The following is a 23,542-nucleotide window of genomic DNA, read 5'->3' as shown; positions in this document are numbered from 1 at the left end:
TGGACGGAACGGGCCTGTCCGTCCCTGTTTCAAGGCTGGCACGCGGCCTTCCACCGTAACCATTTCGAATCGGGAGACCCATGAAGCTGAAAACATACAATAACAGGCTCGCTGAGTCCGTCTGGTGGAACCTGCTCTGGCTGACCATCGGCGCCTTTTTCGTCACCGTATGCGTCAAGAGCGTCGTGGCTTCGCACGCCATGCTGGCTGGCGGTGTCCTGGGCATGGCCCTGCTGGTGTTCTACAATACCGGCCTGCTGACGCCCCTGATCTGGTATCTGGTGCTCTCCATCCCCATCTGGGTCTGGGGCTGGTTCTTCGTGGGGCGCCGCTTCTTGCTCTATACGGCCTACGGCACCATCTGTACTACCATCTTCGGCATGTTCGTGGACTTCCAGATCCCCATCAACAACGAGGTCTACGCCGCCGTGGTGGCCGGGGTGCTGCACGGCACCGGCGTGGGCATGATGCTGCGCACCCTCGGCAGCGGCGGCGGTACGGACATCATCGCCGTGGCCCTGAAACAGCGCTGGAACATCCCCATCGGGCAGTTCAGCTTTGCGGTCAACATCTGCATCTTCCTGGTGGGCGCGTTCAGCCTGTCGCTGGACATCATCATCGCGTCCACCATCATGATGTTCATCTCGGCCAATACGCTGGAGTATGTGGTGGGTCTGTTCAACCACCGCAAGCTGGTGATGATCATTTCCGAGAAGGGCGAGGAGGTCAGCGAGGCCATCCTGGCCAGCGAGCGCTTCGGCGTGACCCTGATCCGGGGCAAGGGCGCCTATTCCGGCGGCGACAGGGAGATCCTGCTCACCGTCACCAACAACGTGGCCCTCAAGCGTCTGGAGAACCTGGTCTTCATGGTGGACCCCAAGGCTCTGTTCGTGGTGGAGAACACCTTTTACGTGTCCGGCGGACAATTCTCGCGCCGGAATTGATGCCCTATGCTGCAAGAACATGACGACCGGCTCCGCATCATCCGCGCCCGGACCATCCTGGATATGCTCGGGGAGCGCCCCGCCACGGGCCGCGACCTTTTCCGCCCCCTCAAGGGCCTGGACAATGCGGCGCTGCTGGTACGCGGCGGCCGCGTCCTGGACGTGCTGCCCTGGAAGAGCGTGCGCGTGCCTGTCGGGACCCCGGTGACGGACATGGGCGACGTGACCCTGATGCCCGGCAGCATCAACGCCCACTGCCATCTGCAATTGTCGCATACGGCGGGCCGGACGTTGTTCGGCGCGGGCTTCACGGCCTGGCTGCGCAGCCTCATCGCCCTCTTGCGCGAAGAGCATGACGGCACGGCCCTGATCGGGGCCTGCCGGGACATGGCCGCGGCGGGCACGGCCCATGTGGGCGATTATGCCGGGGACGGCCTGCTGGCGGTGGATGCCGCCGTGCGGGCGGAAGGCATGGGCGTGACCCATTTTTGCGAGTGGTTCGGCGGTCAGGCCCCCTTCATCGACGACGGGCGTCCCTGGCCGCCGCGCTGCCGTGCCCTGCTGGAAGGCCGGCCGGAAATGGCCGGGCGCTGTGCTCCGGCCGGGCACGCCCTGTATTCCACGGATGCCCGCGTGTTGCAGGATGCGCGGCAGTGGTGTCGGCTGAAGGGGCGTCCCTTCGCCCTGCATCTGGCGGAATCCGAGGAGGAGACGCGCCTGCTGCTTGACGGCGAGGGCCCCCTGTGGGACTGCTACCGGGGCATGGTGCTGCCGGAAGACTGGGCCGTGCCGCATCTGCGGCCTGTGGCCTATGCCCGGCGTCTCGATCTGCTGGGTCCGGGCACGCTGGCCGTGCACGGCGTGCAGCTGGAGCCCGCCGAAGTGACGGCCCTGGCCGCTAGCGGCAGCGCCCTGTGCCTGTGCCCCCGTTCCAACGAATATCTGGCCGTGGGCACGGCGCCCGTGGCCGCGCTGCTGGAGTCCGGCCTGCTGTGCTGTCTGGGCACGGACGGCCTCAGCTCCAACACGGATCTGGATGTGCGTCAGGAAGCTGTTTTTTTGCGCGAAAGGCTGGACGTTGTCCCGCAGGCCCTGATACGGTGCCTCACTGTGAACGGGGCCGCCGCACTGGGCCTTGCCGGATACGGGCGTCTCGAACCCGGGAGCAGGGCCGTTTTCAGTGTGCTGCCTGAAAGCCTCTCCATCTGATCCCATGCTATTTCGGCCGGTATGTCTCCGGCCTTCCACGACAGTTGTCCTTCATATTCACCGAATCATCAGAACGAGCAATAACGGGAAAGGTTATGAGCGAAGCAATCCTTGACTGGAAGGAAGCCATGGCGCGCGTGGATACCACGCGCGGGCTCTATGTGAAGCTGCTGCGAAACTTCATCGAGACGGAACGGGACACCCCCGTCAGGGTCTCGGTAGCGCTGAAGAACGGTCAGCAGGAAGAAGCCCGCGCCATGGTCCATGCCACGCGTGAAGCTGCCGCCGAACTGGGCGGCAAGGCGCTGGCGGCGGTCGCGCTGGAGCTTGAGATGGCCATCAAGGCCGGTGCGGACACCACGGTGGCCCTGCACCGTTTCGACAGCATCACCACGGATACCCTGGTGGCCATGGCCACGGTGGCCGCACAATAAACAGATGTTTTTCCGCCCGTCCCCCGCATCCCTGATGCCGGGAAGGGCAAAAAAGTCCTTTTTTTTCCATCGTTGCAACTGTCGTGGAAGGCCCTTTCCGCCCCGGACGGGGAAAGAGGAAAGGGCTTTTTCTTTTGTACGTTTTGGGATATGCTGTCCGCTTGCAACAACTCGTACCTTTGGGAGAGTACCTTATGAAAAAGCTCGGGCTTTTGCTGGGAGTGGTAGCCTTGCTTGTGCCTTCGCTGGTTCTGGCGGGCGACATCAAGATCGGTCTGATGTGTCCGTTGACGGGCAAATGGGCCTCCGAAGGGCAGGACATGAAAAATATCGTGAGCCTGCTCGTGGATGAAACCAATGCCAAGGGCGGCATCAACGGCAGCAAGATGGAACTGGTGGTGGAAGACGACGCCGGTGACCCGCGCACCGCTGCCCTGGCGGCCCAGAAGCTGGCTTCCGCCGGTGTGGTGGCCGTCATCGGCACCTACGGCTCCGCCGTGACCGAAGCCACCCAGAACATCCTGGCCGAATCCGAGCTGGTGCAGATCGGTACCGGCTCCACCAGCGTGCGCCTGACCGAAAAGGGCCTGCCGCTCTTCTTCCGCACCTGTCCGCGTGACGACGCCCAGGGCAAGGCCGCTGCCGCCGCCATCATCAAGGCCGGTTACAAGAAGGTGGCCCTGCTGCACGACAACTCCTCCTATGCCAAGGGCCTGGCCGAAGAAAGCCAGGCGGCCCTGGAAAAAGCCGGTGTGAAGATCATCTTCTACGATGCCCTGACCCCCGGCGAACGTGACTACACCGCCATCCTGACCAAGCTGAAGGCCGCCAACCCCGACCTGATCTTCTTCACCGGCTACTACCCCGAAACGGGCATGCTGCTGCGCCAGAAGAAGGAAATGGGCTGGGATGTGCCCATGATGGGCGGTGACGCCGCCAACCATCAGGACCTGGTCAAGATCGCCGGTCCCGAAGCCGCTGCCGGTTACGTCTTCGTGAGCCCGCCGCTGCCGCAGGACATGGATACCGACGAGGCCAAGAACTTCCTGAAGGCCTTCAAGGACCGTTACAAGACCGTGCCCGTCTCCGTGTGGGCCGTGCTGGCCGGTGACGCCTACAAGGTGCTCGAGGCCGCCATCGCCAAGGGCAACGACGATCCCGAAAAGATCGCCGAATGGCTCAAGCAGCTCAAGGAGCTGCCCACCCTGTCCGGCAAGATGGGCTTTGACGAAAAGGGCGACCGTGTGGGTGATTTCTACCGCATCTACAAGGTGAACAACGCAGGCAAGTTCGAGCTCCAGGCTCGATAGAAAAGTCATCCGAAGCGGGGCGGCGGGCAGTGAACGCCGCCCCGCAAACTGCGCCGTGGGGCGCATGACCGAGACATGGAACAGTTTTTTCAACAACTTTTGAACGGCCTTGCCGTGGGCGGCATCTACGCGCTGGTGGCCCTGGGCTACACCATGGTCTATGGCGTGCTCAAGCTCATCAACTTCGCGCATGGCGACCTGTTCACCATCGGCGCCTATCTGGGCCTGACCCTGCTGGTGAGCTGCAACCTGGCGGGCGTGCTGCCGCCGGTGGTGGCCGTGCTGGCGGTCTTCATCATGGTGGGCATCATGGTGGCCATCATCGGCTGCCTGCTGGAGCGCGCCGCCTATCGCCCCCTGCGCAAGGCCGGGCGCCTTTCGGCCGTGGTGTCCGCCCTGGGCGCTTCCATCTTTTTCCAGAACGCCGTCATGCTGGTCTACGGCGCGCGCTTCTACGTTTATCCCGACTGGCTGCGACCGGACTTCACCGTTGACCTCTTCGGCATCGCCGTCCCCGGCGTGCGCCTGATGGTCATCGCGGCCAGCGTTATCCTGATGCTGGCCCTGTGGGCCTTCATCCAGCGCACCCGTATCGGCGCGGCCGTGCGTGCCGTGGCCATCGACCAGGGCGCTGCCCGCCTCATGGGCATCAACGTGGACCGCATCATCTCCCTGGTCTTCTTCATCGGTCCCGGCCTGGGCGGCGCAGCCGGCCTCATGGTGGGCATCTACTACGGCCAGATCGACTTCACCATGGGCTGGTCCTACGGCCTCAAGGCCTTCACCGCCGCCATCCTGGGCGGTATCGGCAACATCCCCGGCGCCATGATCGGCGGCCTGCTGCTGGGCGTCATCGAAGCCCTGGCCGCCGGCTACATCGCCATCGCCTGGAAGGATGCCATCGCCTTCACGGTGCTGATCCTCATCCTGATCATCCGTCCCACGGGCATCCTGGGCGAAAGGACGGCCGACAAGCTATGAACCGCACCATCGTCATCGTCGCGCTGGCGGCGGCCCTGCTGGTCCTGCCGCTGTTCACCAATCCCTACTGGACGGACGTGTGCGTCAGCATCGGCCTGTATGCCCTGCTGGCCCTTTCGCTCAACGTCATCCTGGGACAGGCCGGCATCTTCCACATGGGGCATGCCGCCTTCTTCGCCGTAGGGGCGTACAGCACGGCCATCCTGAACACCATGTACCACTGGCCCATCTTCCTGACCATGCCGGTGGCAGGCTGTGCGGCGGCCCTGTTCGCCCTGGTGGTGGCGCGGCCCATCATCCACCTGCGTGGTGACTATCTGCTCATCGTGACCATCGGTATCGTGGAGATCGTGCGCATCGCGCTCATCAATGACGTGGGCGGTCTGACCGGCGGTTCCAACGGCATCTTCGGCATCAGCCGTCCCGTGTTCTTCGGTTTCCGCATCTTCAAGCCCCTGCATTTCTATTATCTGGTCTGGGGCATGGTGGGCGTCAGCCTGCTGCTGTTCTACGGCCTGTGGCGTTCGCGCATCGGCCGCGCCCTCAACTGCATCAAGGAAGATGACGTGGCCGCCGAAGGCTGCGGCATCAACGTGACCCACTACAAGCTCATGGCCTTCGTGCTGGGCGCGTTCTGGGCCGGTATGGCCGGCACCCTCTATGCCGCCAAGATGACCACCATCGCGCCGGAATCCTTCAACTTCATGGAATCCGTCATCATCTTCGCCGTGGTCATCCTTTCGGGCGGCAGCCAGCTGGGCGTGCTGGTGAGCGCCTTCCTGTTCATCGGCCTGCCCGAGCTGCTGCGCGAGTTCTCCGGTGCGCGCATGCTCATCTTCGGCCTGGCCATGATGCTGATGATGATCTGGCGTCCCCAGGGCCTCATGCCGCCCAGGAGCCGCCGTTACGGCGTGGCGGCGCTGCTGGAGGCCATCAAGGCCCGTGCCTGTGCCGCCGCTGAGGGCAACGCGGTCCGCCTGGCGGACGATGCCCGCACTGCCGAGAAGGAAGGGGGCCGCGCATGAGCCTGCTGCAACTGCATGAGATCAGCAAGATCTTCGGTGGCCTGATCGCCATCAACGAGCTGTCCTTCTCGGTGGAGCAGGGCAGCGTGGTGGGCCTCATCGGTCCCAACGGGGCGGGCAAGACCACGGTCTTCAACTGCATCACGGGCAACTACAAGCCCGAACACGGCCGCATCACCTTCGGCGGCCAGGACATCACCGGCAAGCGCCCGCACAATATCGTGGAGATGGGCATTGCCCGCACCTTCCAGAGCATCCGTCTGTTCGGCAAGCTGCCCGCGCTGGAGAACGTGCTGGCGGGCCGTCACTGCCGCCTGAAGTCCGGCTTTTTGTCCTCCATGCTGCACACGCCCTGGCAGCGCCGCGAGGAAAAGGCCGCTGTGGAACGCTGCATGGAAGAACTGGAGTTCGTGGGCCTGGCCGATCATTACGCCGAGGCCGCCAGCAGTCTTTCCTACGGCAACCAGCGCCTGCTGGAGATCGCCCGCGCCCTGGCCTCCGACCCCCGGCTGCTGATCCTGGACGAGCCCGCCGGCGGCATGAACGACCAGGAGACCGTGGCCCTGGTGGATACCATCGCGGCCATCCGTGACCGTGGCATCACCGTGCTGCTCATCGAGCACGACATGCGCCTGGTCATGCAGATCTGTGAACACCTTGTGGTGCTGGAAAACGGCACCCTCATCGCCCAGGGCACGCCCGACCATGTCCGCAACCATCCTGCGGTCATCGAGGCCTATCTGGGTTCCGACGATTCCGAGACGTGGTAATATGGCACTGCTGACGCTATCCAACATACATGTCCGTTACGGCAGCGTGGAAGTGCTGCACGGTATCGACCTGCACGTGGACGAAGGGGAGATCGTGACCATCCTGGGCGCCAACGGCGCGGGCAAGAGCACGACCCTGCTGTCCATCAGCGGTCTTGTGCGGCCCTGCGAAGGGGAGATCATCTTTGACGGCAAGCCCCTGCTCAAATACCCCAGCCACGAAGTGGTGAACCTGGGCATCGCCCAGTCGCCCGAAGGCCGCCGGGTCTTCGGCACCATGAGCGTGCTGGAGAATCTGCGCCTGGGGGCCTTCTGCATCCGCGACAAGGAACGCAGCGAGCGGACCCTGGAGTGGATCTTCGAGCTGTTCCCGCGTCTGTTCGAGCGCAAGCAGCAGCTGGCGGGCACGCTTTCGGGCGGCGAGCAGCAGATGCTGGCCATCGGTCGCGCCCTCATGGCCGAGCCGCGCCTGCTCCTGCTGGACGAACCCTCGCTGGGCCTGGCGCCGCTTTTGGTGCGTTCCATCTTCGAGACCGTGCGCGCCATCAACCAGAAGGGCGTCACCGTGCTGCTGGTGGAGCAGAACGCCCGCGCGGCCCTCAAGCTGGCCTCGCGCGGCTATGTGCTGGAAGTGGGCAACGTGGCCATGGAGGACACGGCCGCCAATCTGCTGGCCGACGCCAGCGTGCGCGAAGCCTATCTGGGCGGCTAACCGTCTGCCCGACACATGCGATAAAAAAGAGCCCCTGCCTGATGCGGGGGCTCTTTTGCGTTATGGGCTCAGCGGTGGCGGAAGCCGTACAGCAGGAGCAGGAAAGAACATGCTCCTGGCGGTTCAGTTGGCGGACAGTTGGGTGCCAGGATGACAGCGGCCGTGCGGCAGAAGGGCGTCCCGCACGGTACCAATGATCCGCGCGCTGGACGAGCCTGCCTGCCCCGTGTGCTTGCTTATTGTTCCTCCCGCTCTGCCATGCAGGTCCGCCGCAACGGGAACATCCCTCCGGCTTTACTTGTCGATCTGGCTTTCCGTAAAGGCGTCCGCACGATGCCCCATGAGGGTGATCCCGCCGTATTCCCGTTCGAATTCTTCCAGCTCCTCAGGCGTCAGGCTCACGGCGGCACCGCCGAGAAAGTCGTCGAGATGGGCCGGATTGGTCGTGCCGGGGATGGGAGCGATCCAGGGGGCCTGGGCCAGGAGCCAGGCGATGGCGAACTGGGACATGGTGCACTGCTTGCGCTCGGCCCAGCTACGGATCAGGCGGGGCAGGGGCATGTTGTGCTTCAGGGCTTCCGGGGTGAACTGCGGCAGGGTGGACAGGCGCCCTGTGGTAAAGCGGCTGTTCTCGTCGATGGCGCCGGTCAGGAAGCCCCGTCCCAGAGGGCAGTAAGGGACAAGGCCGATGCCCAGTTCCCGCAGGGTGGGGAAGATCTTGGTCTCCGGTTCGCGCCACAGAAGGGAGTATTCGCTCTGCACGGCGCTGACGGTCTGGACGGCATGGGCCCGCCGGATGGAGGCCGCGCTGGCCTCGGACAGACCGAAGTGAAGGACCTTGCCTTCCCGGATGAGGTCTTTCACCGTTCCGGCCACGTCTTCCATGGGGACCTTGGGGTCCACACGATGCTGGTAGAGCAGGTCGATGCGGTCGGTGCGCAGGCGCCGCAGGGAACCTTCCACGGCCCGCCGGATGTGGTCGGGACGGCTGTTGAGGGCCGTAGGCCGGCCTTCTTCGACGCCAAAGCCGAATTTGGTGGCGATGATGACCTTGTCGCGCACCGGGGCCAGGGCTTCGCCGACCCATTCCTCACTGGTGTAGGGGCCGTAGACCTCGGCCGTATCGAAAAAGGTCACGCCGCTGTCGTATGCCCGCCGGATCAGGGCGATCATGTCCTTTTTGGCATAGGTGCCGCCATAGTAGCCTACCATGGGCAGACAGCCGAGGCCGATGGCAGAGACCTGCAAGGAGCCGAGACGGCGTTGCGGCAGGGAGCGGGGCTGCTGCCTGTTTTTTGTGGCGGATGGGGAGGACAGTGCCGCGGCATGGGCCATGCCGTGCAGGGAGGAGGACAGAAGGGCGGCCGCTCCGACGGCCAGGCCACCGGCAAGGAAGCGGCGGCGGGCAAGCTGGTTTTCTCTCGTGATCGTATTCATGATGTACCTCCGTCAGCATCTGGCTGTGATCCCTGTATAGGCAGGGCACACGAAGGAAGAAAGAAACGATCTTTGCAATTAGTTGCCTGTTTTTGGCGATGCCGGCAGATCCGGCCGGATGCGGCAAGATGCTGTCATTCCACCATCTCCGTTCGTCGGCGATAAGGAGCCCATCCCGCCAAAGAAAGGTTTTACGGCATGGGGCGCAGAAAAAGGGGCGCTTTTTCCAAAGCGCCCCTTCCCCCATAAAAATGGAAGATGCCTATTTGCCCGCGAACAGGGCCAGCGCCCGCCCGGCGGCCATGCCGCTGGCCCAGGCCCAGTGCAGGTTGTAGCCGCCCAGCAGGCCGGTGACATCCAGCAGCTCGCCCACGATCCAGAGGTTTTCCCGCACCGTGCTTTGCAGGCTGTAGGGATCCACCTGCCGGGTGTCCACACCGCCGCGGCAGGCCTCGGCTTTTTTCAGCCCGGCCAGACCGGCGGGGACGGTGCGGAAATCATGGATGCGGGCACAGATCTGCTGCCGGGCGGCGCGGGAAAGTTCGGCTATCTTGCGGCCCGCAGTCTCCGGCGACAGCAGGGCGTCCACCAGACGCTGGGGCAGCAGGCGGCGCAGCAGTCCGCGCGGGGTCTGCTTGCCCTGGCCGGGGCCGTCCAGCAGGGCGGCCAGATCGCTGCCGGGCAAAAAGTCCAGGGCAACCTCCTGTCCCGGCCGCCAGAACAGGGAGGCCTTGAGGCTGGCCGGGCCGCTGATGCCGTCGTGGGTGAAGAGCAGGTCGTCCTGCCAGACGGGATCCGCGGCCAGCGAAGGGGAAAGCCCGGCCTGCGGCAGGCCGATGCGCACCGGCAGGCTGATGCCCGCCAGATTGTCGTCCAGCCAGCCGGGGGCCATGCGGAAAGGGGCCAGCGCCGGAGCATGCTCCACAAGGCGGTGCCCCAGTGCCTGGGCCAGCCGGAACCCGCTGCCCGTGGCTCCGCACTGCGGCCAGGCGGGACTGCCCAGGGCCAGCACCAGACGGCGGCAGCGCCAGAGGCCCTGCGAGCTGCCGACCTCGAAGCCCGCACCATCGGGCAGGGGCACCACGTCATGCACGTCGGTCTGGCAGTGGAGGGCACAGCCCTGACGGCGGCAATCCTGCACCAGGGCATCCAGCAAACGTTTGGCCGGGACAGTCAGGAACAGCTGGCCGTGGGCGCGTTCTTCCACGGGCAGGCCCCAGCCGTGCACCAGGCGCTCCATGTCCTGCGGGGTGAAGGCATCCAGTGCGGGCTCGCAGAAGGCGGGATCGGCGCAGGCATAGTGATGGGCCGCCAGACGGCGGTTGGTGAAGTTGGCCTTGCCGCCGCCGCTGATGCACAGCTTGCGGCCGGGGGAGGGGGCACGTTCCAGCAGGACCACGTCCAGGCCGTGGGCCGAGGCTTCGCGGGCGCACATAAGGCCCGCCGCACCTGCCCCCAGGATGAGGACGTCCGTTTTCCGGGGAGCGGCGTTTGACAGGGCCTTTCTGACAGGTCTAGGATGAAAGTTTGCTTGCATCCCACCGTTCTTACACGAGGCCTGCCGTCATGCCAATACTGCCCAGCCGCTACCGCGCGCCGCTCTGGCTGCGCAATGCCCATGTCAACACCATCTGGTCCGCCAAATGCCGCCGTCTGGACTTTCCCGATGCGGCACAGGCCGCCCGCTGCCGAAGGGTACGTCTGGATACGCCGGACGGGGATTTTCTGGATGTGGATGTCTACACGCCCCCGCCGGGCCTGCCGGAACGCGGGGTGGCCATTCTGTCGCACGGTCTGGAAGGCCATAGCCGCCGCCGGTACATCCTGGGACTGGCGCGCGTGCTGCTGGAAGAAGGTTTCCGGGTGCTGGCCTGGAACATGCGCGGCTGCTCCGGCGAACCCAACCGGACCGACCGCCTGTACCATATGGGCGTGACGGTCGATCTGGCCACGGTAGTGCGTTACGCCGAGCAGTGGGATATGCCCATCCTGCTGGCCGGGTTCAGCATGGGCGGCAACCAGACCTGCATGTATCTGGCCAGGGAGCAGGTCTCGCCGCTGGTGCGTGCGGCGGCGGTCGTCTCCGTGCCCTGCGATCTGGTGGGCGCGGCCAAAGTCATGGACGGGCCCGGCTGCCGCATCTATTTGCGCTATTTCCTGCGGACCATGTGTCCCAAGGTTCGTGAAAAAGCGGCCCGGTTCCCCAATTACCCTTCGGTGGAGGGTATCGAGAAGTTCCGTACCTTCGCGGAATTCGACGGCCGCTTCACCGCGCCCCTCTACGGCTATGCCAGCGCCCAGGATTACTGGCGCGAGAACAGCTCGCTGCCCTGGCTGCCGTCCATCCAGACACCGCTCTATATGCTGCTGGCCAAGGACGACCCCTTCTGCTCGCCCTCCTGCTATCCCGTGGCCATGGCGGCCAAAAGCGGGACCCTGCATCTGGAAGTGGCCCCGCACGGCGGGCATGTGGGCTTTGCCCAGCCCGGCAGGGACTATTACAGCGAAGAACGCATACGCGATTTCGTACGCTCACTGTGGTGAGTCGAGGGAGTGGATAGATGGTTTTGAGGGGGAAGGGCCCTTTTTCTGGCGGAAAAAAGGGCCCTTCCCCCTCAAACTCCCCCATCCCCCAAAAACCGCTCGTATGGTCTTTTGACAGTGACGCGTGATGCGGCGGGCAGCCTTTGCTGCCGGTCCCCCGATGTATGGGGAGATGGACGCGGGGAGATCCTTTGAAAGGATGCTTGCGTCAGAGGCGGTGTAGCCGGAGTATGGCCGGGGGAAAGCTGGAAGTTGCCCGGGAAGAGTGGATGAGCTGGGCTCTTTGTATTTTGCCGTACTTTTGGCGGAGCCTTCGTTTTTTCCCTGCAGTGGGGCAGGACGCGTTTTCAAGTAAATATTTTACCGGACGCGCGGAGGCGTGCTCGAGGCCATACGATCAGCCGTTTTTTTGCACCGTAGGCGGCTTGCGGCCCTAGCTTTTTTATTGTCGTTTTTGTGGTGTGCCGGGGGACTGTGAGCGAAGGGAGACCGTTGCTCATCCGCAGCCTCCATCTTCCTGAACAAAGCGCGTTTGGGGAAGGGGTGGGGCTTGGGGAGGGGGAACCCCTTTGTGCGCCAGCCAAAGGGGTTCCCCCTCCCCAAAAAACGACCTATTTGCCTCGGGCCAGCTGGCGGTTGGTGCGGGCCGTGGCCTGGGCGGCCAGCGGGTCATCGGGCCAGGGATGGCGCGGATAGCGGCCGCGCATCTCGGCACGCACCTGCGGGTAGCCGTTGCGCCAGAAGTGGCCGAGGTCACGCGTGATCTGCAGGGGGCGCCCGGCGGGCGAGAGCAGATACAGGGTCAGCGGCACGCGCCCGTCGGCGATATGGGGCGTATCCTCGCAGCCGAAGAATTCCTGCAGCTTGGCGGCCACGAAGGGCCCGCCTTCGACATCATACACGATGGGATGGGATCTGCCGGAAGGGGCCTGCCATTGTGCGGGGGCCAGCTGTTCGAGTCGTCGCGGCAGTGGGTAGGGCAGCAGACAGCGCAGGGCATCGGCCAGCCGGGCAGCGGAGAGCTGGCGCAGGTCGGTGCAGGTGCCCAGATGGGGCGCCAGCCAGTTTTCCAGCTCGTCCAGCAGCCAGGTATCGGAGAGGTCGGGCCAGGGATCGCCCCATGTCTGGTGCAGCAGGCGCACACGGGCCAGCCATTGGCGCGCGGGCTCGTCCCAGGGCAGAACACGCAGCCCCTGGTCGCGGATGAAGGCACACAGGGCCAGGGCGCAGGCGTCGCCATCGGGACGGGGCAGCGGGGCATCGTCCAGCAGCAGGGCCCCCAGACGGCGACGGCGGCGGGCACTGACCTGGCCTTCCGGACTGACGTTCAGGTCTTCGCTTTCGGTGATCTCTGACCGGAAAAGTTTTTCCAGCACGTCCTGCTCCAGCGCTGCGGCCAGACGGATGCGGCCGCGCGTGCCTGCATCCACGGCAGCCACGGCCAGCATGTCCTGCCGGGCCAGACTGTCCGTCAGGGGCAGGACGGCAGCCTTGCCGTTGCGCATGAGGTACTGGGCCATGCCGTTGTTCTCGCCGCTGCGCAGGGCCACCCGCTCGGGATAGGCCAGGGCCACGACCTCGCCCAGATGGGGCAGCTGTTGCCGTGCCGTGCGCAGCAGGGAAGCCCCGGAGGCATCGGAACCGTTGCCGGTGGGGATGTCCGCCAGTCGTGCCATACGTTCCGCCCACTGGCGCAGACGGCGGAAAGTTCCGTGCTCGTCGCCGGGCGCGCAGAAGCGGTCCAGGCGCAGCGCCAGCGAGGCGTCCGCTAGCGGCAGGGGATCGCGCTCATCCAGCAGGGAAGCCACACAGGCGGCCAGAGCGCCGTATCCGTGTTCCCGGGCGCGTAGCAGCAGGCAGGCCAGCCGGGGCGGCAGGGGCAGCTTTACCAGCTGCCGGCCCAAGGGCGTAGGCAGCAGTTCTTCCGTGCCGGGCTCGATGGCTCCCAGTCCGGCCAGCTGTTCCCGGGCCACGGCCAGATGGGCCTTGGGAGGCAAGTCCAGCCAGAGCAGGTCTTCGGGCCTGCGTGTGCCCCAGACGGCCAGTTGCAGGCAGAACGGCGCAAGGTCCGCATCCAGGATCTCCGGCCGCTGTTGGGGGCGGAAGCCGTGCTCTTCGGCCTGCTGCCACAGGCGGCAGCAGATGCCGGGCTCCAGACGCCCGGCGCGACCGGCCCGCTGCCGGGCCCCGGCCAGCGAGACGCGCACGGTCTCCAGGCGGGAAAGGCCGCTGGCCGGATCGAAACGGCTCTCGCGGGAAAGGCCCGCATCCACCACCAGACGGATGCCTTCGATGGTCAGGGAGGTCTCGGCGATGGCCGTGGCCAGGACGACCTTGCGCTCGCCTGCGGCCGCCGGGGCGATGGCCGCATCCTGTTCCTGCGGACTCAGCATCCCGTAAAGAGGGTAGAGGCGGGTATCGGCGGGCAGGCGTCCTTCCAGCAGCTCGGCCACACGGCGGATCTCGCCCGTTCCGGGCAGGAAGGCCAGCAGGCTGCCGGATTCCTGACGCATGAGGGCCGCGATGACATCGGCCATGTACGGCCACAGGGCCTGGGGGCCGCTGTGGGCCGCGGCGGGCGGCAGCGGCAGATAGCGCTCCTCCACGGGGAACTGGCGGCCCTCGCAGGCGATGACCGGCGCATCCTCCAGCAGGGCGGCCACCTTGTGGCTGTCCAGCGTGGCGGACATGACCAGCAGGCGCAGGTCGGGCCGGAGCACGGCCCGGCTCTCCAGACAGAGGGCCAGCCCCATGTCGGCATGCAGGGAACGCTCGTGGAATTCGTCGAAGATGACGCAGCCTACGCCGGAGAGCTCGGGATCGGCCAGGAGGCGGCGGGTCAGCACCCCTTCGGTGATGATCTCCAGCCGGGTCCGGGCCGAGACGGCGCTTTCCTGCCGCATGCGGTAGCCCACGGTCTGGCCCACGTCCTCGCCCAGCAGGCGGGCGGCGTAACGCGCCAGGGCCCGGGCAGCCACCCGGCGCGGCTCCAGCAGCAGGATCTTTCTGCCCTCCAGCCAGGGGGCCTCCAGCAGCCACAGGGGCACGCGGCTGCTTTTCCCGGCGCCGGGAGGGGCGCTCAGGACGGCATTGCCGTGTTCCAGGGCGCCGGCAAGTTCCGCACGGACGGCATCCACAGGAGCGGAAGGAAGATCGGGGCAACGGTAAGGCCGGGCAGCGGCGGAGGAATCTTTCATGACGGTCGCGCGGAAGGGAAGATGCATCCCTGTTTTTTTACTGGAAATTGATGGCCTGTCAGTGTATTGACAGTGTAAAGGCCATGAACGTGGAGAATATGCATGGAGCTCAAGAGCAACGGAATCATCGGGCAAAGCGCCAGCCTGGCCGGTGTGTTCAAGATCCTGGGCAAAGTGGCGCCCACGGACAGCACTGTGCTTGTAACCGGGGAATCGGGAACAGGCAAGGAATTGCTGGTGCGGGCCCTGCATGCTGCCAGCCCCAGGGCTGACAGACCCTTCGTGCCCGTCAACTGCGGCGCCATCCCCCGTGATCTTCTGGAAAGCGAACTTTTCGGCCATGAAAAGGGAGCCTTCACGCACGCCCTGCGTTCCCGCCCCGGCCGTTTCGAACTGGCGGACGGGGGCACCATCTTCCTGGACGAGATAGGCGAGATGGAGCCCGGCCTGCAGGTCAAGATCCTGCGCGTGCTGCAGGAAAAGGAAATAGAACGCGTGGGCGGCACGGGCTGCCGCAAGGTGGACGTGCGCATCGTGGCGGCCACCAACCGGGATTTGGAAGCCGCCGTGGCCGCGGGCACCTTCCGCGAAGATCTTTATTACCGTCTCAACGTCATCCCCATCCATCTGCCGCCCCTGCGCGAACGGGGGCAGGACGTCCTGCTGCTGGCCCGGCATTTCCTGGGCCGCTTCTGCCGCAAGAAGGAAAGGCCCCCGCTGGAGCTTTCGCCCGTCGTGCAGCGCGTCCTTCTGGCCTATGCCTGGCCTGGCAATGTCCGTGAACTGGAAAACGTCATGGAGCGCCTGAGCGTGCTGGTCGACGGGCATGTCGTGGCCCCGGAGGATCTGCCGGCGCGTCTGCTCCAGAGCGTGGGGGATATTGCCTTGTTGCCGGAAGTGGAGGAATATGCCCCTGAGGCTGACGTCCTTTCCGGTGCCGGGAACGGGGAGCCCGCTGCGGCTGCCTCCAGCCCTTCCTCTGGTTTCGTCTGGCCGGATCTCCAGACTCTGGAGGCCCGGGGGATGGGACTGAAAGAATTCCTGGATGCCGTGGAGATGCACCTGATCGAAGAGGCCCTGCAGCGGACCGACGGAGTGAAGAACCAGGCTGCGGAGCTTTTGGGCATCAAGCGGACGACCCTCATCGAAAAGTTGAAGAAAAAAGGCCTGTAGCCGGAACGCCCGGCGGCTTTTGACTGCGGGCATGCCCGCAGGTTTGCCTGCCCTTGCGGCAGGAGGAGGCTATCATGAACATGAAAATGGCAAGTATCCTTTGTCTGGTCATCATGCTGGCCGGCTGTGTGGCCGGGCAGCAGCGCGGTCTGGTGGGCGATACCTATGTTTCGTTTTCCCAGCCCGCCCTTGCTCTCAAAGCCCGTGACCTGCCCCTGATGGGCAGCATGACGGGTGCCTCGCGCCTGACCAGTTCCGGCGCCATGGGCGGGCTTTTGGTGGATAGCTGGGTCACGGTCTACGGCAAGGGCGACGGCGCGTCGCCTCTGGCCATCGTGGCTCACGGCGAAGTCCCCAACGGCTGGTACTGGGACGGCATCATGCGCCATCCGTTCAGCATCAATGAAGGGGTGGAGACCATCGGCGGCGTGGGCTTCCAGGCCTGCACCTATGTCACCAGCGAAAAGCGTGACGCCTTCCTGCCCCTGGAAGACCCCGAGGGGGCCCGCATCCTCGCGCAGGACGGCCAGCCGCCCCGTCGCTGGCTGGCGCGCATGTTCGCCAACCGCTTCAATTTCGACAGTGACAAGATCGTACTGGAATACCGTGAGCCCCTGCCCGAGGACATCACCTCCATCACGGCCCTGCCTCTGGGGCGCGCCGACTATATCGCCGCATTCGAGCAGCGTGCCCGTGAAACCTTCATGGTCGAGACCGCGGCTGTCCCTGCTGCAGGCATCATGCCGCAGCGCAACATCGGCGCATTGCAGTGGCGTTACATGGATGAAACGTTCTGGGGAACGGTCTCTCCCTATGACCGTATGGACTGGCGTTAACCCATCCTGGCGAAAAATATACGATTTTGCGTTTCGTCTTTGTTGACGAAACGCTGTCGTCTATTGTACCCAGTAAAAGTTGTTGAAATTGGCGCAACGAGGGGAATGCAATTCCACTGTTGCAGGCTATACGCATGAGGTACACCATGGATGATTATTTGAAAGAAGCACTGGAAATTGCCAGGGCGCAGGCCAGCGTGCGCGTCATGTCGGAAGAAGAAATCACTTCGTTTATCCAGAAAGTGGCTGCCGGTATCCGTACCGTCGCCGAGGGCGAAATGCCTGTGGAGCTGGATTCCGCCGACATGCAGCAGGATGCCCGCAAGTCCATCAAGGAAAAGTCTGTAACGTGTCTTGAATGCGGCAAGACTTTCAAGATCCTCACCAAGCGCCATCTGGCCATGCACGGCATGGATGCCGCGGCCTATCGCGAAAAGTGGGGCTTCAAGAAAGATACGCCTCTGGTGTGCAAGGCGCTGCAGCGCGAGCGTCGCCGCAAAATGAAAGACATGAAGCTGTGGGAAAAGCGTCGCAAGGCCCAATAGCACAAACACCCGCCGCCCGGCGGGTTTTTTCTTTTACCGGAAGGGCATATGCTGCCTTGGTACAGCATATGCCTTCCGGGGGAGCATGACGCTCCCACCTCTCCGGACAGGCATCGACTCTGTCCCCTTCGTCCCAAGCATTCCCCCAAGGATCCATCGCATGAACCATCCTGTTTTTCCCGTACCCGCCACACCCGCTGAAGCGGTCCGTCTTCTTGATGCGCCGCTGGAGGCCCTGCTGGACAGCGCCGCTGCCCTGCGCGAGCGGCATCACGGCAAGCGCATCAGTCTGTGCGCCATCATCAACGCCCGCAGCGGCGATTGCGGCATGGACTGCCGTTTCTGTTCCCAGAGCAGCCACAACCACACGCCCATCGCCCATTTCCCCTTTCTGGAGGCCGCCGAACTGCGTGAACGCATCCTACGGCTGGCTGCCTGGCCCGTGCGCCGTATCGGCATCGTGACCAGCGGAGGGGCCCTGGAAGAGCAGGAACTGCATTGCCTGCTGGCTGTGGTGCGTGACCTGCCGGAAGACGTGCGTCGCCGGGTCTGCACCTCGCTGGGGAGGTTGCCGGAAAAACATCTGCGCGAACTGGAACAGGCCGGTGTGCGCCGCTACCATCATAATCTGGAGACATCGCGTGCCTATTATCCCCGCATCTGTTCCACACAGCTCTGGGACCAGCGTCGGGATACGGTGCTGCGTGCGCAGGCAACGGGCCTTTCGGTCTGCGCCGGCGGGCTGTTCGGCCTGGGCGAGAGCTGGGAGGACAGGATGGACTTTGCCTTCAGCCTCCGGGAGCTGGGCGTGCGCCATGTGCCCATGAATTTCCTGCATCCCCATCCGCAGACGCCGCTGGCCGCACAGCCCCTGCTGGAACCGGAGGAGGCCCTGCGCATCATCGCCCTGTTCCGGCACATCCTGCCCGAAGCCAGCCTGCGCATCTGCGGCGGGCGGCCCGAGACCTTGCGGGAGCGCCAGGGCGACATGTTCCGGGCCGGGGCCGATGCTCTGATGACCGGTGACTACCTGACCACGCAGGGCATGGGCGTGGAAGAGGACATCCGCATGATCGAAGCCGCGGGGCTGGAGGTGGCACGTCCATGAGTGCTGGAAAGATGACAGCGGGTCGCCCCGGCGACAGGGGCCCCGTACAGGGATTTTTCGTGACCGGCACCGGGACGGACGTGGGCAAGACCGCGTTCACGGCGGCCTTGCTGCGGGCCCTGCGTGGCCGGGGCGTGGCGGCCCAGGCCCTCAAGCCCGTCCAGACCGGTGTGCGGCCGGAGCAGCTGGCGACCTCCGCTCTGGCCGACGGCGTGGCCTACGCGCGTGCCGTGGCCGACCTGCCGCCCTTGCCCCCGGCGCCTGCGGCGACCCTGCACTGTTTCCGTCTGCCCGCCTCGCCGCATTTGGCGGCAGGGGAAGAAGGGCAGCGCCTGACGGTGGCCGGGCTGGCCGAGGATGTCCGGGCCCACTGGCAGGAGACGGAGACCTCCCTGCTGCTGGTGGAAGGTGCGGGCGGCATGGCTGTCCCCATCAATGAGGAAGAAGACACGCTGGATTTCATGGCGGCCCTGGATTTGCCTGTCCTGCTGGTGGGCAGTAACTGCCTGGGCGCGCTCAACCATGTGTTGCTCTCCCTGCAGGTCCTGCGCCTGAAGGGACTGCGCCCGGCGGCGGTGGTCCTGATGGCGCCGGAAGAGCCGGAAGGACTGAGCGTCGGGGAACGGCATGACCGGGAACGGGTGCTGGCCGACAATCCTGAATTCTTGCGTCGCCGTCTGGCGGCCTGGGGCGAGGATGCGCCGGTGGTCGTCCTGCCCCGTGTGGCCCGGCTGGATGCGGCGGGCTGGCAGGAGCTGGCCGATGCCTGCGCCGTGCTGCTGCCTGCGCTGTCCCGGCATGTGCCCTCCCTGACAGGGCGGCAGGCACCAGCGGGCGAGGAAGAGCCCCTGCCGCTGCGGGACAGGCGCATCCTCTGGCATCCGTACACGTCCGTGGTGGATCCTTTGCCGGTCTTCGCGGCCGCGCGCAGCCACCACAACCGCATCGTGCTGGACGACGGCCGGGAGCTGGTGGACGGCATGTCCTCGTGGTGGACGGCCATCCACGGCTACAACCATCCGCGTCTGGTGGCTGCGGCCCAGCGGCAGGCCGGGAGGATGCCGCATGTGATGTTCGGCGGTCTGACCCATGCGCCTGCCGTGGAGCTGGGCGAACGCCTTCTGACCATGCTGCCGCAGGGCCTGGCGCGTGTCTTTCTGGCGGATTCCGGCTCCGTGTCGGTGGAAGTGGCCTTGAAGATGGCCCTGCAATACCAGCAGGGCATCGGCCAGAAGCAGCGCACCTGCTTCCTCACGCCCCGGGGCGGTTATCACGGCGATACCACCGGCGCCATGTCGGTGTGCGATCCCGTGACCGGAATGCATTGCCTGTTCACGCATATGCTGCCGCGCCAGATCTTCATGGAACGGCCTTCCTGCCGTTTCGACCAGCCTTTCGATCCGGCCAGCCTGGATGACGCCCGCCGCATTTTCGCGGAGCAGGGCGAGCGCATCGCGGCGGTCATCCTTGAGCCGCTGGTGCAGGGCGCGGGCGGCATGTGGTTCTATCATCCCGACTATCTGCGCGGCATGGCCCGCCTGTGCCGTGAGCACGGGGCCCTGCTGGTCTTCGACGAGATCGCCACGGGCTTTGGCCGTACCGGGACGCTGTTCGCCGCGGAGAGGGCCGGTGTCTGCCCGGACATCCTGTGCTGCGGCAAGGCCCTGACCGGCGGCGTCATGACGCTGGCCGCCACGGCCTGCACGGAAGAAGTGGCCCAGGGCATCTGCCGGGACGGCATGGTCTTCATGCACGGGCCCACGTTCATGGGCAACGCCCTGGCCTGTGCCGTGGCCTGCGCCAGCCTGGACATCCTGGCTGAAGGGCGTTGGCAGGAGCAGGTGGCCATGCTGGAAACGGCCCTGACAGCGGGCCTGGCTCCCTGCCGGGAACTGCCGCAGGTGGAAGACGTGCGTGTGCTGGGCAGCATCGGCGTGGTGGAGACCACCCGGCCGGTGAACATGGCCGCCATGCAGGACTTTTTCGTGCGGCGGGGCGTCTGGATACGGCCCTTCAACCGTTTGGTCTATGTGATGCCGCCCTATGTGAGCCCCCGCGAGGACGTGGAGCGCCTCTGCGCGGCCATGCACGATGTGCTGTCCCTGCCCGGCATGCTGGCGTAGGGCAGGGGAGTTCTTGCGAAAACATATCCTGATGATGGCAAAGGCCCCGTCTGCCGATGGCAGGCGGGGCCTTTGCGGAATGACGCGTGGGGAAAGGGCCTGAGGGACGAGGGCCCCATCTCGTGTGCCGGCAATAGGCTCAAGGGGCCGTAGGGGCCGGGCCGTTGCGCCACAGGGAACTGCGGGCATCAAGAGCCGCGCGCCCGAGGAAGGCTCTCCTTCCCTCAAAAAATATTTTTCCCGTTACTTTTTTTCACCTTCGGGGGCGGCCCCCGCACCGGCCAGCAGGCCTATCTGGCCGCGGAAGATGACCTTGGTGGCCGTCTCGTCGGCCAGTTCGGCCACGTCCATGAATTTTTCCAGCAGCTCCAGCAGATAGTAGCGGTCGTTTTCGCAGCCGTCCTTGAAATCGGTCTCCAGCTCGCCGGAGCGCATATAGTTCTCGAATTCTTCAAGATCTTTCACTGTCAGCATGGTCGTTCTCCTGTAGCCTCCGGAGACGGCGCAGGCCGCAGGCTCCCAGCATGCGGGCCAGGGCCAGTACCGTGTCGATCTCCTCGCGGCTGATATGGTCATAGTGGATGCCCGCGCTGACACATACCGTGGCCTTCAGCGCACGGCAATAGTCCCGCGCCAGCGGCAGGGCGGCCTTGTCGTCGTGGTGCCCTGTACGGCGCAGGACATGCAGGCGCACGCCATCTTCCGTCCCGGAAGAGGCGGTGTCGGACATGACGCCCGGTCGTGACCTGCCCCCGGCGGTGTGGGCGGACATGGCTTCCGGGACCTCCGGGGGCAGGGCGTTTGCGGGTTCGGCCAGGATCACGGCACCGATATGGGCATCACCGCCGGTCAGCAGCAATTGCCAGTCCTGCCCGGCGGGCAACAGGCGCAGTTCCAGGGCCAGCCGGCCGTGCGTGCAGCGCAAAAGAAAGGGCTGGGATCTTTCCATCCGCAAAGCATGCTGCAGATGGCATGCAAAGGCAAGCCGGAGGCAGGCATTTGCTTGACCCAAAGCCCTGTAAAAGGATAAGTAACAGGCAAACAAAAAAGGAGAAGCCATGGCTCTTGATCCCACCAAGCACCCTGACTGGCAGATCGCCCAGGATGCCGAAAAATCTATGAAAACTGTGGAAACCCTGGCTGCCGAGCTGGGGCTTGAGAAGGACGAGCTGCTGCCTTACGGCCACTACATGGGCAAGATCGAGCAACAGGCGGTGCTGCGCCGTCTGGCTGACAGGCCCAATGGCAAATATGTGGACGTGACCGCCATCACGCCGACCCCGCTGGGCGAAGGCAAGTCCACCACTACCATCGGTCTGGTGCAGGGCCTCTCCAAGCGTGGTGTCAAAACCACGGCGGCCATCCGCCAGCCTTCGGGCGGCCCCACCATGGGCATGAAGGGCTCCGCTGCGGGCGGCGGTCTGGCCCAGTGCATCCCGCTGACCCCGTATTCCCTGAATTTCACCGGCGACATCCACGCCATCACCTCGGCCCACAACCTGGCCATGGTGGCCCTGACCTCGCGCATGCAGCACGAGCGCAACTATGACGACGAAAAGCTGGAACGCCTGTCCGGCATGCGCCGCCTCAACATCGACCCCACCCGCGTGGGCATGGGCTGGGCTATGGACTTCTGCTGTCAGGCCCTGCGCAACGTCATCATCGGCATCGAAGGCGACGGCCGCCGCAACGACGGTTTCATGATGCGTTCGCGCTTCGACATCACGGCCGCCTCGGAGATCATGTCCATCATGTCCCTTGCCCGCGACCTGCCCGACCTGCGCAAGCGTCTGTCGCGCGTGGTGCTGGCTTTTGACCGCGCCGGCAATCCCGTGACCACCGCCGACCTGGAAGTGGACGGCGCCATGATGGCCTGGCTGCTGGAAGCCAGCAAACCCAACCTGATCCAGACCATCGAAGGCCAGCCCGTGCTGGTGCACGCCGGTCCCTTCGGCAACATCGCCCTGGGCCAGAGCTCCATCATCGCCGACCGCGTGGCCCTCAAGCTCAGCGACATCCATGTGACGGAATCCGGCTTCGGTTCCGAGATCGGTTACGAAAAGTTCTGGAACGTCAAGTGTCACATGAGTGGCCTCAAGCCCGATGCCGCCGTCATCGTGGCCACGGTGCGCGCCCTCAAGAACCACGGCGGCGCCCAGCCGCCCATGCCCGGCCGTCCGCTGCCCGAACCCTACACCCGCGAAGACGTGGGCCTGGTGGAAGCCGGCTGCGTGAACCTGCTGCGCCACATCGGCATCGTGCGCCGTTCCGGCGTGTCGCCCGTGGTCTGCATCAACGCCTTTGCCACCGACAGCAAGAACGAGATCGCCGCCATCCGCCGCATCTGTGAAGAAGCCGGTGCGCGCGTGGCCCTGTCCGAGCATTGGCTCAAGGGCGGCGACGGTGCCCTGGAACTGGCCGATGCCGTCATGGACGCCTGCAACGAGCCCAACAACTTCGCTCCCCTGTACGACTGGTCCATGCCCTTCGAGCAGCGCATCGAGACCATCGCCAAGGAAGTCTACGGCGCCGACGGCGTGGAATTCTCCTCGCTGGCCAAGCAGCGCATCAAGGAACTGCAGGCCCGTCCCGACGCCGAAGAACTGGGCATCTGCATGGTCAAGACCCAGTACTCCCTGTCCGACAATCCCGCCCTCAAGGGTGCGCCCACGGGCTGGCGCCTGCATGTGCGCGACTGCCTGTTCTACGGCGGTGCGGGCCTGGTGGTGCCGGTGGCCGGCGACATCAGCCTCATGCCCGGTACGGGTTCGCGTCCTGCCTTCCGCAATGTGGACGTGGATCTGGAATCCGGCCAGGTGACCGGCCTGTTCTAGGCCTTTTCTGACGGCATAACGCTGTGATACGGGGAGACCTTCCTGCCCTCGGGGCCGGGAGGTCTCCTTTTTCATGCCATGCACCGGCGGAGGGGCGGGAGCCGACAGCCCTGCGGACGATCCGTGCCGTCAGGCGGCGGATATTGACATCTTTATCGGAAAAATAGTATTTATTTCATCTGGCCGTCATTGATGGATGGCCGCAGCGTTCCTGCCTGATTCCAGGGATTTGCGTCACCGTGTTCCTTACCGGGGCAACGTATGTGCAATCATCTGGCGTGGCAGGATTTTTTTATGCCTTCCCCCTGTCTGACGCCGGACGCTCCCCGAGCGTGCCTTGCAAAGCCGAGCCCTGTTCCG

Annotated in this window: 20 protein-coding genes; 15 read left to right on the top strand and 5 right to left on the bottom strand. The window is 65.0% G+C overall.

Translation table 11 applies throughout. The annotated features are described in order from the left end of the window. Positions 1–80: 80 nt before the first annotated feature. The 8 genes from HF854_RS00890 to HF854_RS00855 all read left to right on the top strand — a co-directional run bounded on the left by HF854_RS00890 (position 81) and on the right by HF854_RS00855 (position 7,385). Positions 81–944: a YitT family protein gene (locus tag HF854_RS00890; RefSeq protein ID WP_168934596.1), complete on the top strand. Its 864-nt coding sequence runs from the start codon at positions 81–83 to the stop codon at positions 942–944. A gap of 6 nt (positions 945–950) precedes the next feature. Beyond that, on the top strand, positions 951–2,153 hold the full coding sequence (locus HF854_RS00885; RefSeq protein WP_168934595.1) for an amidohydrolase family protein: 1,203 nt from the start codon (positions 951–953) through the stop codon (positions 2,151–2,153). A gap of 95 nt (positions 2,154–2,248) precedes the next feature. Beyond that, positions 2,249–2,587 carry a histidine kinase gene (locus tag HF854_RS00880; protein WP_168934594.1) on the top strand — a complete coding sequence of 113 codons (339 nt, stop codon included), beginning with the start codon at positions 2,249–2,251 and terminating at the stop codon, positions 2,585–2,587. Positions 2,588–2,781: 194 nt separating this feature from the next. Next, the gene (locus HF854_RS00875; RefSeq protein WP_168934593.1) at positions 2,782–3,897 is read left to right on the top strand and encodes a branched-chain amino acid ABC transporter substrate-binding protein; all 1,116 of its coding nucleotides are present in this window, start codon (positions 2,782–2,784) and stop codon (positions 3,895–3,897) included. A 75-nt stretch (positions 3,898–3,972) separates the two neighbouring features. Next, positions 3,973–4,878, top strand: coding sequence for a branched-chain amino acid ABC transporter permease (locus tag HF854_RS00870; protein WP_006003995.1), 906 nt, complete (start codon positions 3,973–3,975; stop codon positions 4,876–4,878). Continuing rightward, positions 4,875–5,903 (top strand): branched-chain amino acid ABC transporter permease, encoded by a 1,029-nt coding sequence (locus HF854_RS00865; RefSeq protein WP_168934592.1) that lies wholly within the window; start codon positions 4,875–4,877, stop codon positions 5,901–5,903. Before HF854_RS00870 ends, HF854_RS00865 begins: the two co-directional genes overlap by 4 nt. Continuing rightward, positions 5,900–6,673, top strand: coding sequence for an ABC transporter ATP-binding protein (locus HF854_RS00860; protein WP_168934591.1), 774 nt, complete (start codon positions 5,900–5,902; stop codon positions 6,671–6,673). The genes HF854_RS00865 and HF854_RS00860 overlap by 4 nt, the downstream gene beginning before the upstream one ends. A 1-nt stretch (position 6,674) precedes the next feature. Continuing rightward, positions 6,675–7,385, top strand: coding sequence for an ABC transporter ATP-binding protein (locus tag HF854_RS00855; RefSeq protein WP_168934590.1), 711 nt, complete (start codon positions 6,675–6,677; stop codon positions 7,383–7,385). Positions 7,386–7,679: 294 nt separating this feature from the next. Here the strand turns inward: HF854_RS00855 and HF854_RS00850 are convergent, their stop codons facing one another. Continuing rightward, positions 7,680–8,822, bottom strand: a complete 1,143-nt coding sequence (locus HF854_RS00850) for an aldo/keto reductase (RefSeq protein WP_205905989.1) — start codon at positions 8,820–8,822, stop codon at positions 7,680–7,682. A 262-nt stretch (positions 8,823–9,084) separates the two neighbouring features. Beyond that, on the bottom strand, positions 9,085–10,359 hold the full coding sequence (locus HF854_RS00845; protein ID WP_168934589.1) for a BaiN/RdsA family NAD(P)/FAD-dependent oxidoreductase: 1,275 nt from the start codon (positions 10,357–10,359) through the stop codon (positions 9,085–9,087). Positions 10,360–10,388: 29 nt separating this feature from the next. Here HF854_RS00845 and HF854_RS00840 point away from each other — a divergent pair, with 29 nt between their 5' ends. After that, entirely contained in the window at positions 10,389–11,366 is a 978-nt protein-coding gene (locus HF854_RS00840; RefSeq protein ID WP_168934588.1) for a YheT family hydrolase, read from the top strand. Between the two features lie 611 nt (positions 11,367–11,977). Here the strand turns inward: HF854_RS00840 and hrpB are convergent. Next, the gene (gene hrpB / locus HF854_RS00835; RefSeq protein ID WP_240937621.1) at positions 11,978–14,563 is read right to left on the bottom strand and encodes an ATP-dependent helicase HrpB; all 2,586 of its coding nucleotides are present in this window, start codon (positions 14,561–14,563) and stop codon (positions 11,978–11,980) included. Positions 14,564–14,665: 102 nt separating this feature from the next. Between hrpB and HF854_RS00830 the strand changes: the two genes are divergently transcribed. The 5 genes from HF854_RS00830 (at position 14,666) to bioA (ending at position 20,348) form a co-directional block, all read left to right on the top strand. Beyond that, the gene (locus HF854_RS00830; RefSeq protein WP_168934586.1) at positions 14,666–15,736 is read left to right on the top strand and encodes a sigma-54 interaction domain-containing protein; all 1,071 of its coding nucleotides are present in this window, start codon (positions 14,666–14,668) and stop codon (positions 15,734–15,736) included. Positions 15,737–15,810: 74 nt separating this feature from the next. Then, positions 15,811–16,572 carry a DUF4851 domain-containing protein gene (locus tag HF854_RS00825; RefSeq protein WP_168934585.1) on the top strand — a complete coding sequence of 254 codons (762 nt, stop codon included), beginning with the start codon at positions 15,811–15,813 and terminating at the stop codon, positions 16,570–16,572. Between the two features lie 146 nt (positions 16,573–16,718). Beyond that, complete coding sequence (locus HF854_RS00820; RefSeq protein ID WP_040368935.1) at positions 16,719–17,117, top strand: Ros/MucR family transcriptional regulator; 399 nt, start codon at positions 16,719–16,721, stop codon at positions 17,115–17,117. A gap of 160 nt (positions 17,118–17,277) precedes the next feature. Then, complete coding sequence (gene bioB / locus HF854_RS00815) at positions 17,278–18,225, top strand: biotin synthase BioB (RefSeq protein WP_168934584.1); 948 nt, start codon at positions 17,278–17,280, stop codon at positions 18,223–18,225. After that, a complete protein-coding gene (gene bioA, locus HF854_RS00810; RefSeq protein ID WP_168934583.1) occupies positions 18,222–20,348 on the top strand; it encodes an adenosylmethionine--8-amino-7-oxononanoate transaminase in 2,127 nt (708 codons plus the stop codon). Before bioB ends, bioA begins: the two co-directional genes overlap by 4 nt. A gap of 243 nt (positions 20,349–20,591) precedes the next feature. Here the strand turns inward: bioA and HF854_RS00805 are convergent, their stop codons facing one another. Both HF854_RS00805 and lpdD read right to left on the bottom strand, forming a co-directional pair. Next, positions 20,592–20,822, bottom strand: coding sequence for a hypothetical protein (locus HF854_RS00805; protein ID WP_168934582.1), 231 nt, complete (start codon positions 20,820–20,822; stop codon positions 20,592–20,594). Then, on the bottom strand, positions 20,800–21,297 hold the full coding sequence (lpdD, locus tag HF854_RS00800; RefSeq protein ID WP_168934581.1) for a prenylated flavin chaperone LpdD: 498 nt from the start codon (positions 21,295–21,297) through the stop codon (positions 20,800–20,802). Before lpdD ends, HF854_RS00805 begins: the two co-directional genes overlap by 23 nt. Before the next feature lie 109 nt (positions 21,298–21,406). Here lpdD and HF854_RS00795 point away from each other — a divergent pair, with 109 nt between their 5' ends. Then, on the top strand, positions 21,407–23,182 hold the full coding sequence (locus HF854_RS00795) for a formate--tetrahydrofolate ligase (RefSeq protein ID WP_006004036.1): 1,776 nt from the start codon (positions 21,407–21,409) through the stop codon (positions 23,180–23,182). Positions 23,183–23,542 lie beyond the last annotated feature (360 nt).

The sequence above is a fragment of the Desulfovibrio piger genome, from assembly GCF_012843875.1.
Taxonomy (GTDB): domain Bacteria; phylum Desulfobacterota; class Desulfovibrionia; order Desulfovibrionales; family Desulfovibrionaceae; genus Desulfovibrio.
Note: the sequence above shows the minus strand (reverse complement) of the source record. Positions and strands in the feature narration are given on the sequence as shown.

Bases quoted from the DNA above. Each gene is read 5' to 3' on its own strand.
- HF854_RS00855 (WP_168934590.1), top strand. From the start codon at position 6,675: ATGGCACTGCTGACGCTATCCAACATACATGTCCGTTACGGCAGCGTG.
- HF854_RS00805 (WP_168934582.1), bottom strand. From the start codon at position 20,822: ATGCTGACAGTGAAAGATCTTGAAGAATTCGAGAACTATATGCGCTCC.
- HF854_RS00820 (WP_040368935.1), top strand. From the start codon at position 16,719: ATGGATGATTATTTGAAAGAAGCACTGGAAATTGCCAGGGCGCAGGCC.
- HF854_RS00795 (WP_006004036.1), top strand. From the start codon at position 21,407: ATGGCTCTTGATCCCACCAAGCACCCTGACTGGCAGATCGCCCAGGAT.
- HF854_RS00875 (WP_168934593.1), top strand. From the start codon at position 2,782: ATGAAAAAGCTCGGGCTTTTGCTGGGAGTGGTAGCCTTGCTTGTGCCT.
- HF854_RS00890 (WP_168934596.1), top strand. From the start codon at position 81: ATGAAGCTGAAAACATACAATAACAGGCTCGCTGAGTCCGTCTGGTGG.
- HF854_RS00865 (WP_168934592.1), top strand. From the start codon at position 4,875: ATGAACCGCACCATCGTCATCGTCGCGCTGGCGGCGGCCCTGCTGGTC.
- HF854_RS00830 (WP_168934586.1), top strand. From the start codon at position 14,666: ATGGAGCTCAAGAGCAACGGAATCATCGGGCAAAGCGCCAGCCTGGCC.
- HF854_RS00885 (WP_168934595.1), top strand. From the start codon at position 951: ATGCTGCAAGAACATGACGACCGGCTCCGCATCATCCGCGCCCGGACC.
- HF854_RS00880 (WP_168934594.1), top strand. From the start codon at position 2,249: ATGAGCGAAGCAATCCTTGACTGGAAGGAAGCCATGGCGCGCGTGGAT.
- bioB (WP_168934584.1), top strand. From the start codon at position 17,278: ATGAACCATCCTGTTTTTCCCGTACCCGCCACACCCGCTGAAGCGGTC.
- HF854_RS00860 (WP_168934591.1), top strand. From the start codon at position 5,900: ATGAGCCTGCTGCAACTGCATGAGATCAGCAAGATCTTCGGTGGCCTG.
- HF854_RS00850 (WP_205905989.1), bottom strand. From the start codon at position 8,822: ATGAATACGATCACGAGAGAAAACCAGCTTGCCCGCCGCCGCTTCCTT.
- lpdD (WP_168934581.1), bottom strand. From the start codon at position 21,297: ATGGAAAGATCCCAGCCCTTTCTTTTGCGCTGCACGCACGGCCGGCTG.
- bioA (WP_168934583.1), top strand. From the start codon at position 18,222: ATGAGTGCTGGAAAGATGACAGCGGGTCGCCCCGGCGACAGGGGCCCC.
- HF854_RS00825 (WP_168934585.1), top strand. From the start codon at position 15,811: ATGAACATGAAAATGGCAAGTATCCTTTGTCTGGTCATCATGCTGGCC.
- hrpB (WP_240937621.1), bottom strand. From the start codon at position 14,563: ATGAAAGATTCCTCCGCCGCTGCCCGGCCTTACCGTTGCCCCGATCTT.
- HF854_RS00845 (WP_168934589.1), bottom strand. From the start codon at position 10,359: ATGCAAGCAAACTTTCATCCTAGACCTGTCAGAAAGGCCCTGTCAAAC.
- HF854_RS00870 (WP_006003995.1), top strand. From the start codon at position 3,973: ATGGAACAGTTTTTTCAACAACTTTTGAACGGCCTTGCCGTGGGCGGC.
- HF854_RS00840 (WP_168934588.1), top strand. From the start codon at position 10,389: ATGCCAATACTGCCCAGCCGCTACCGCGCGCCGCTCTGGCTGCGCAAT.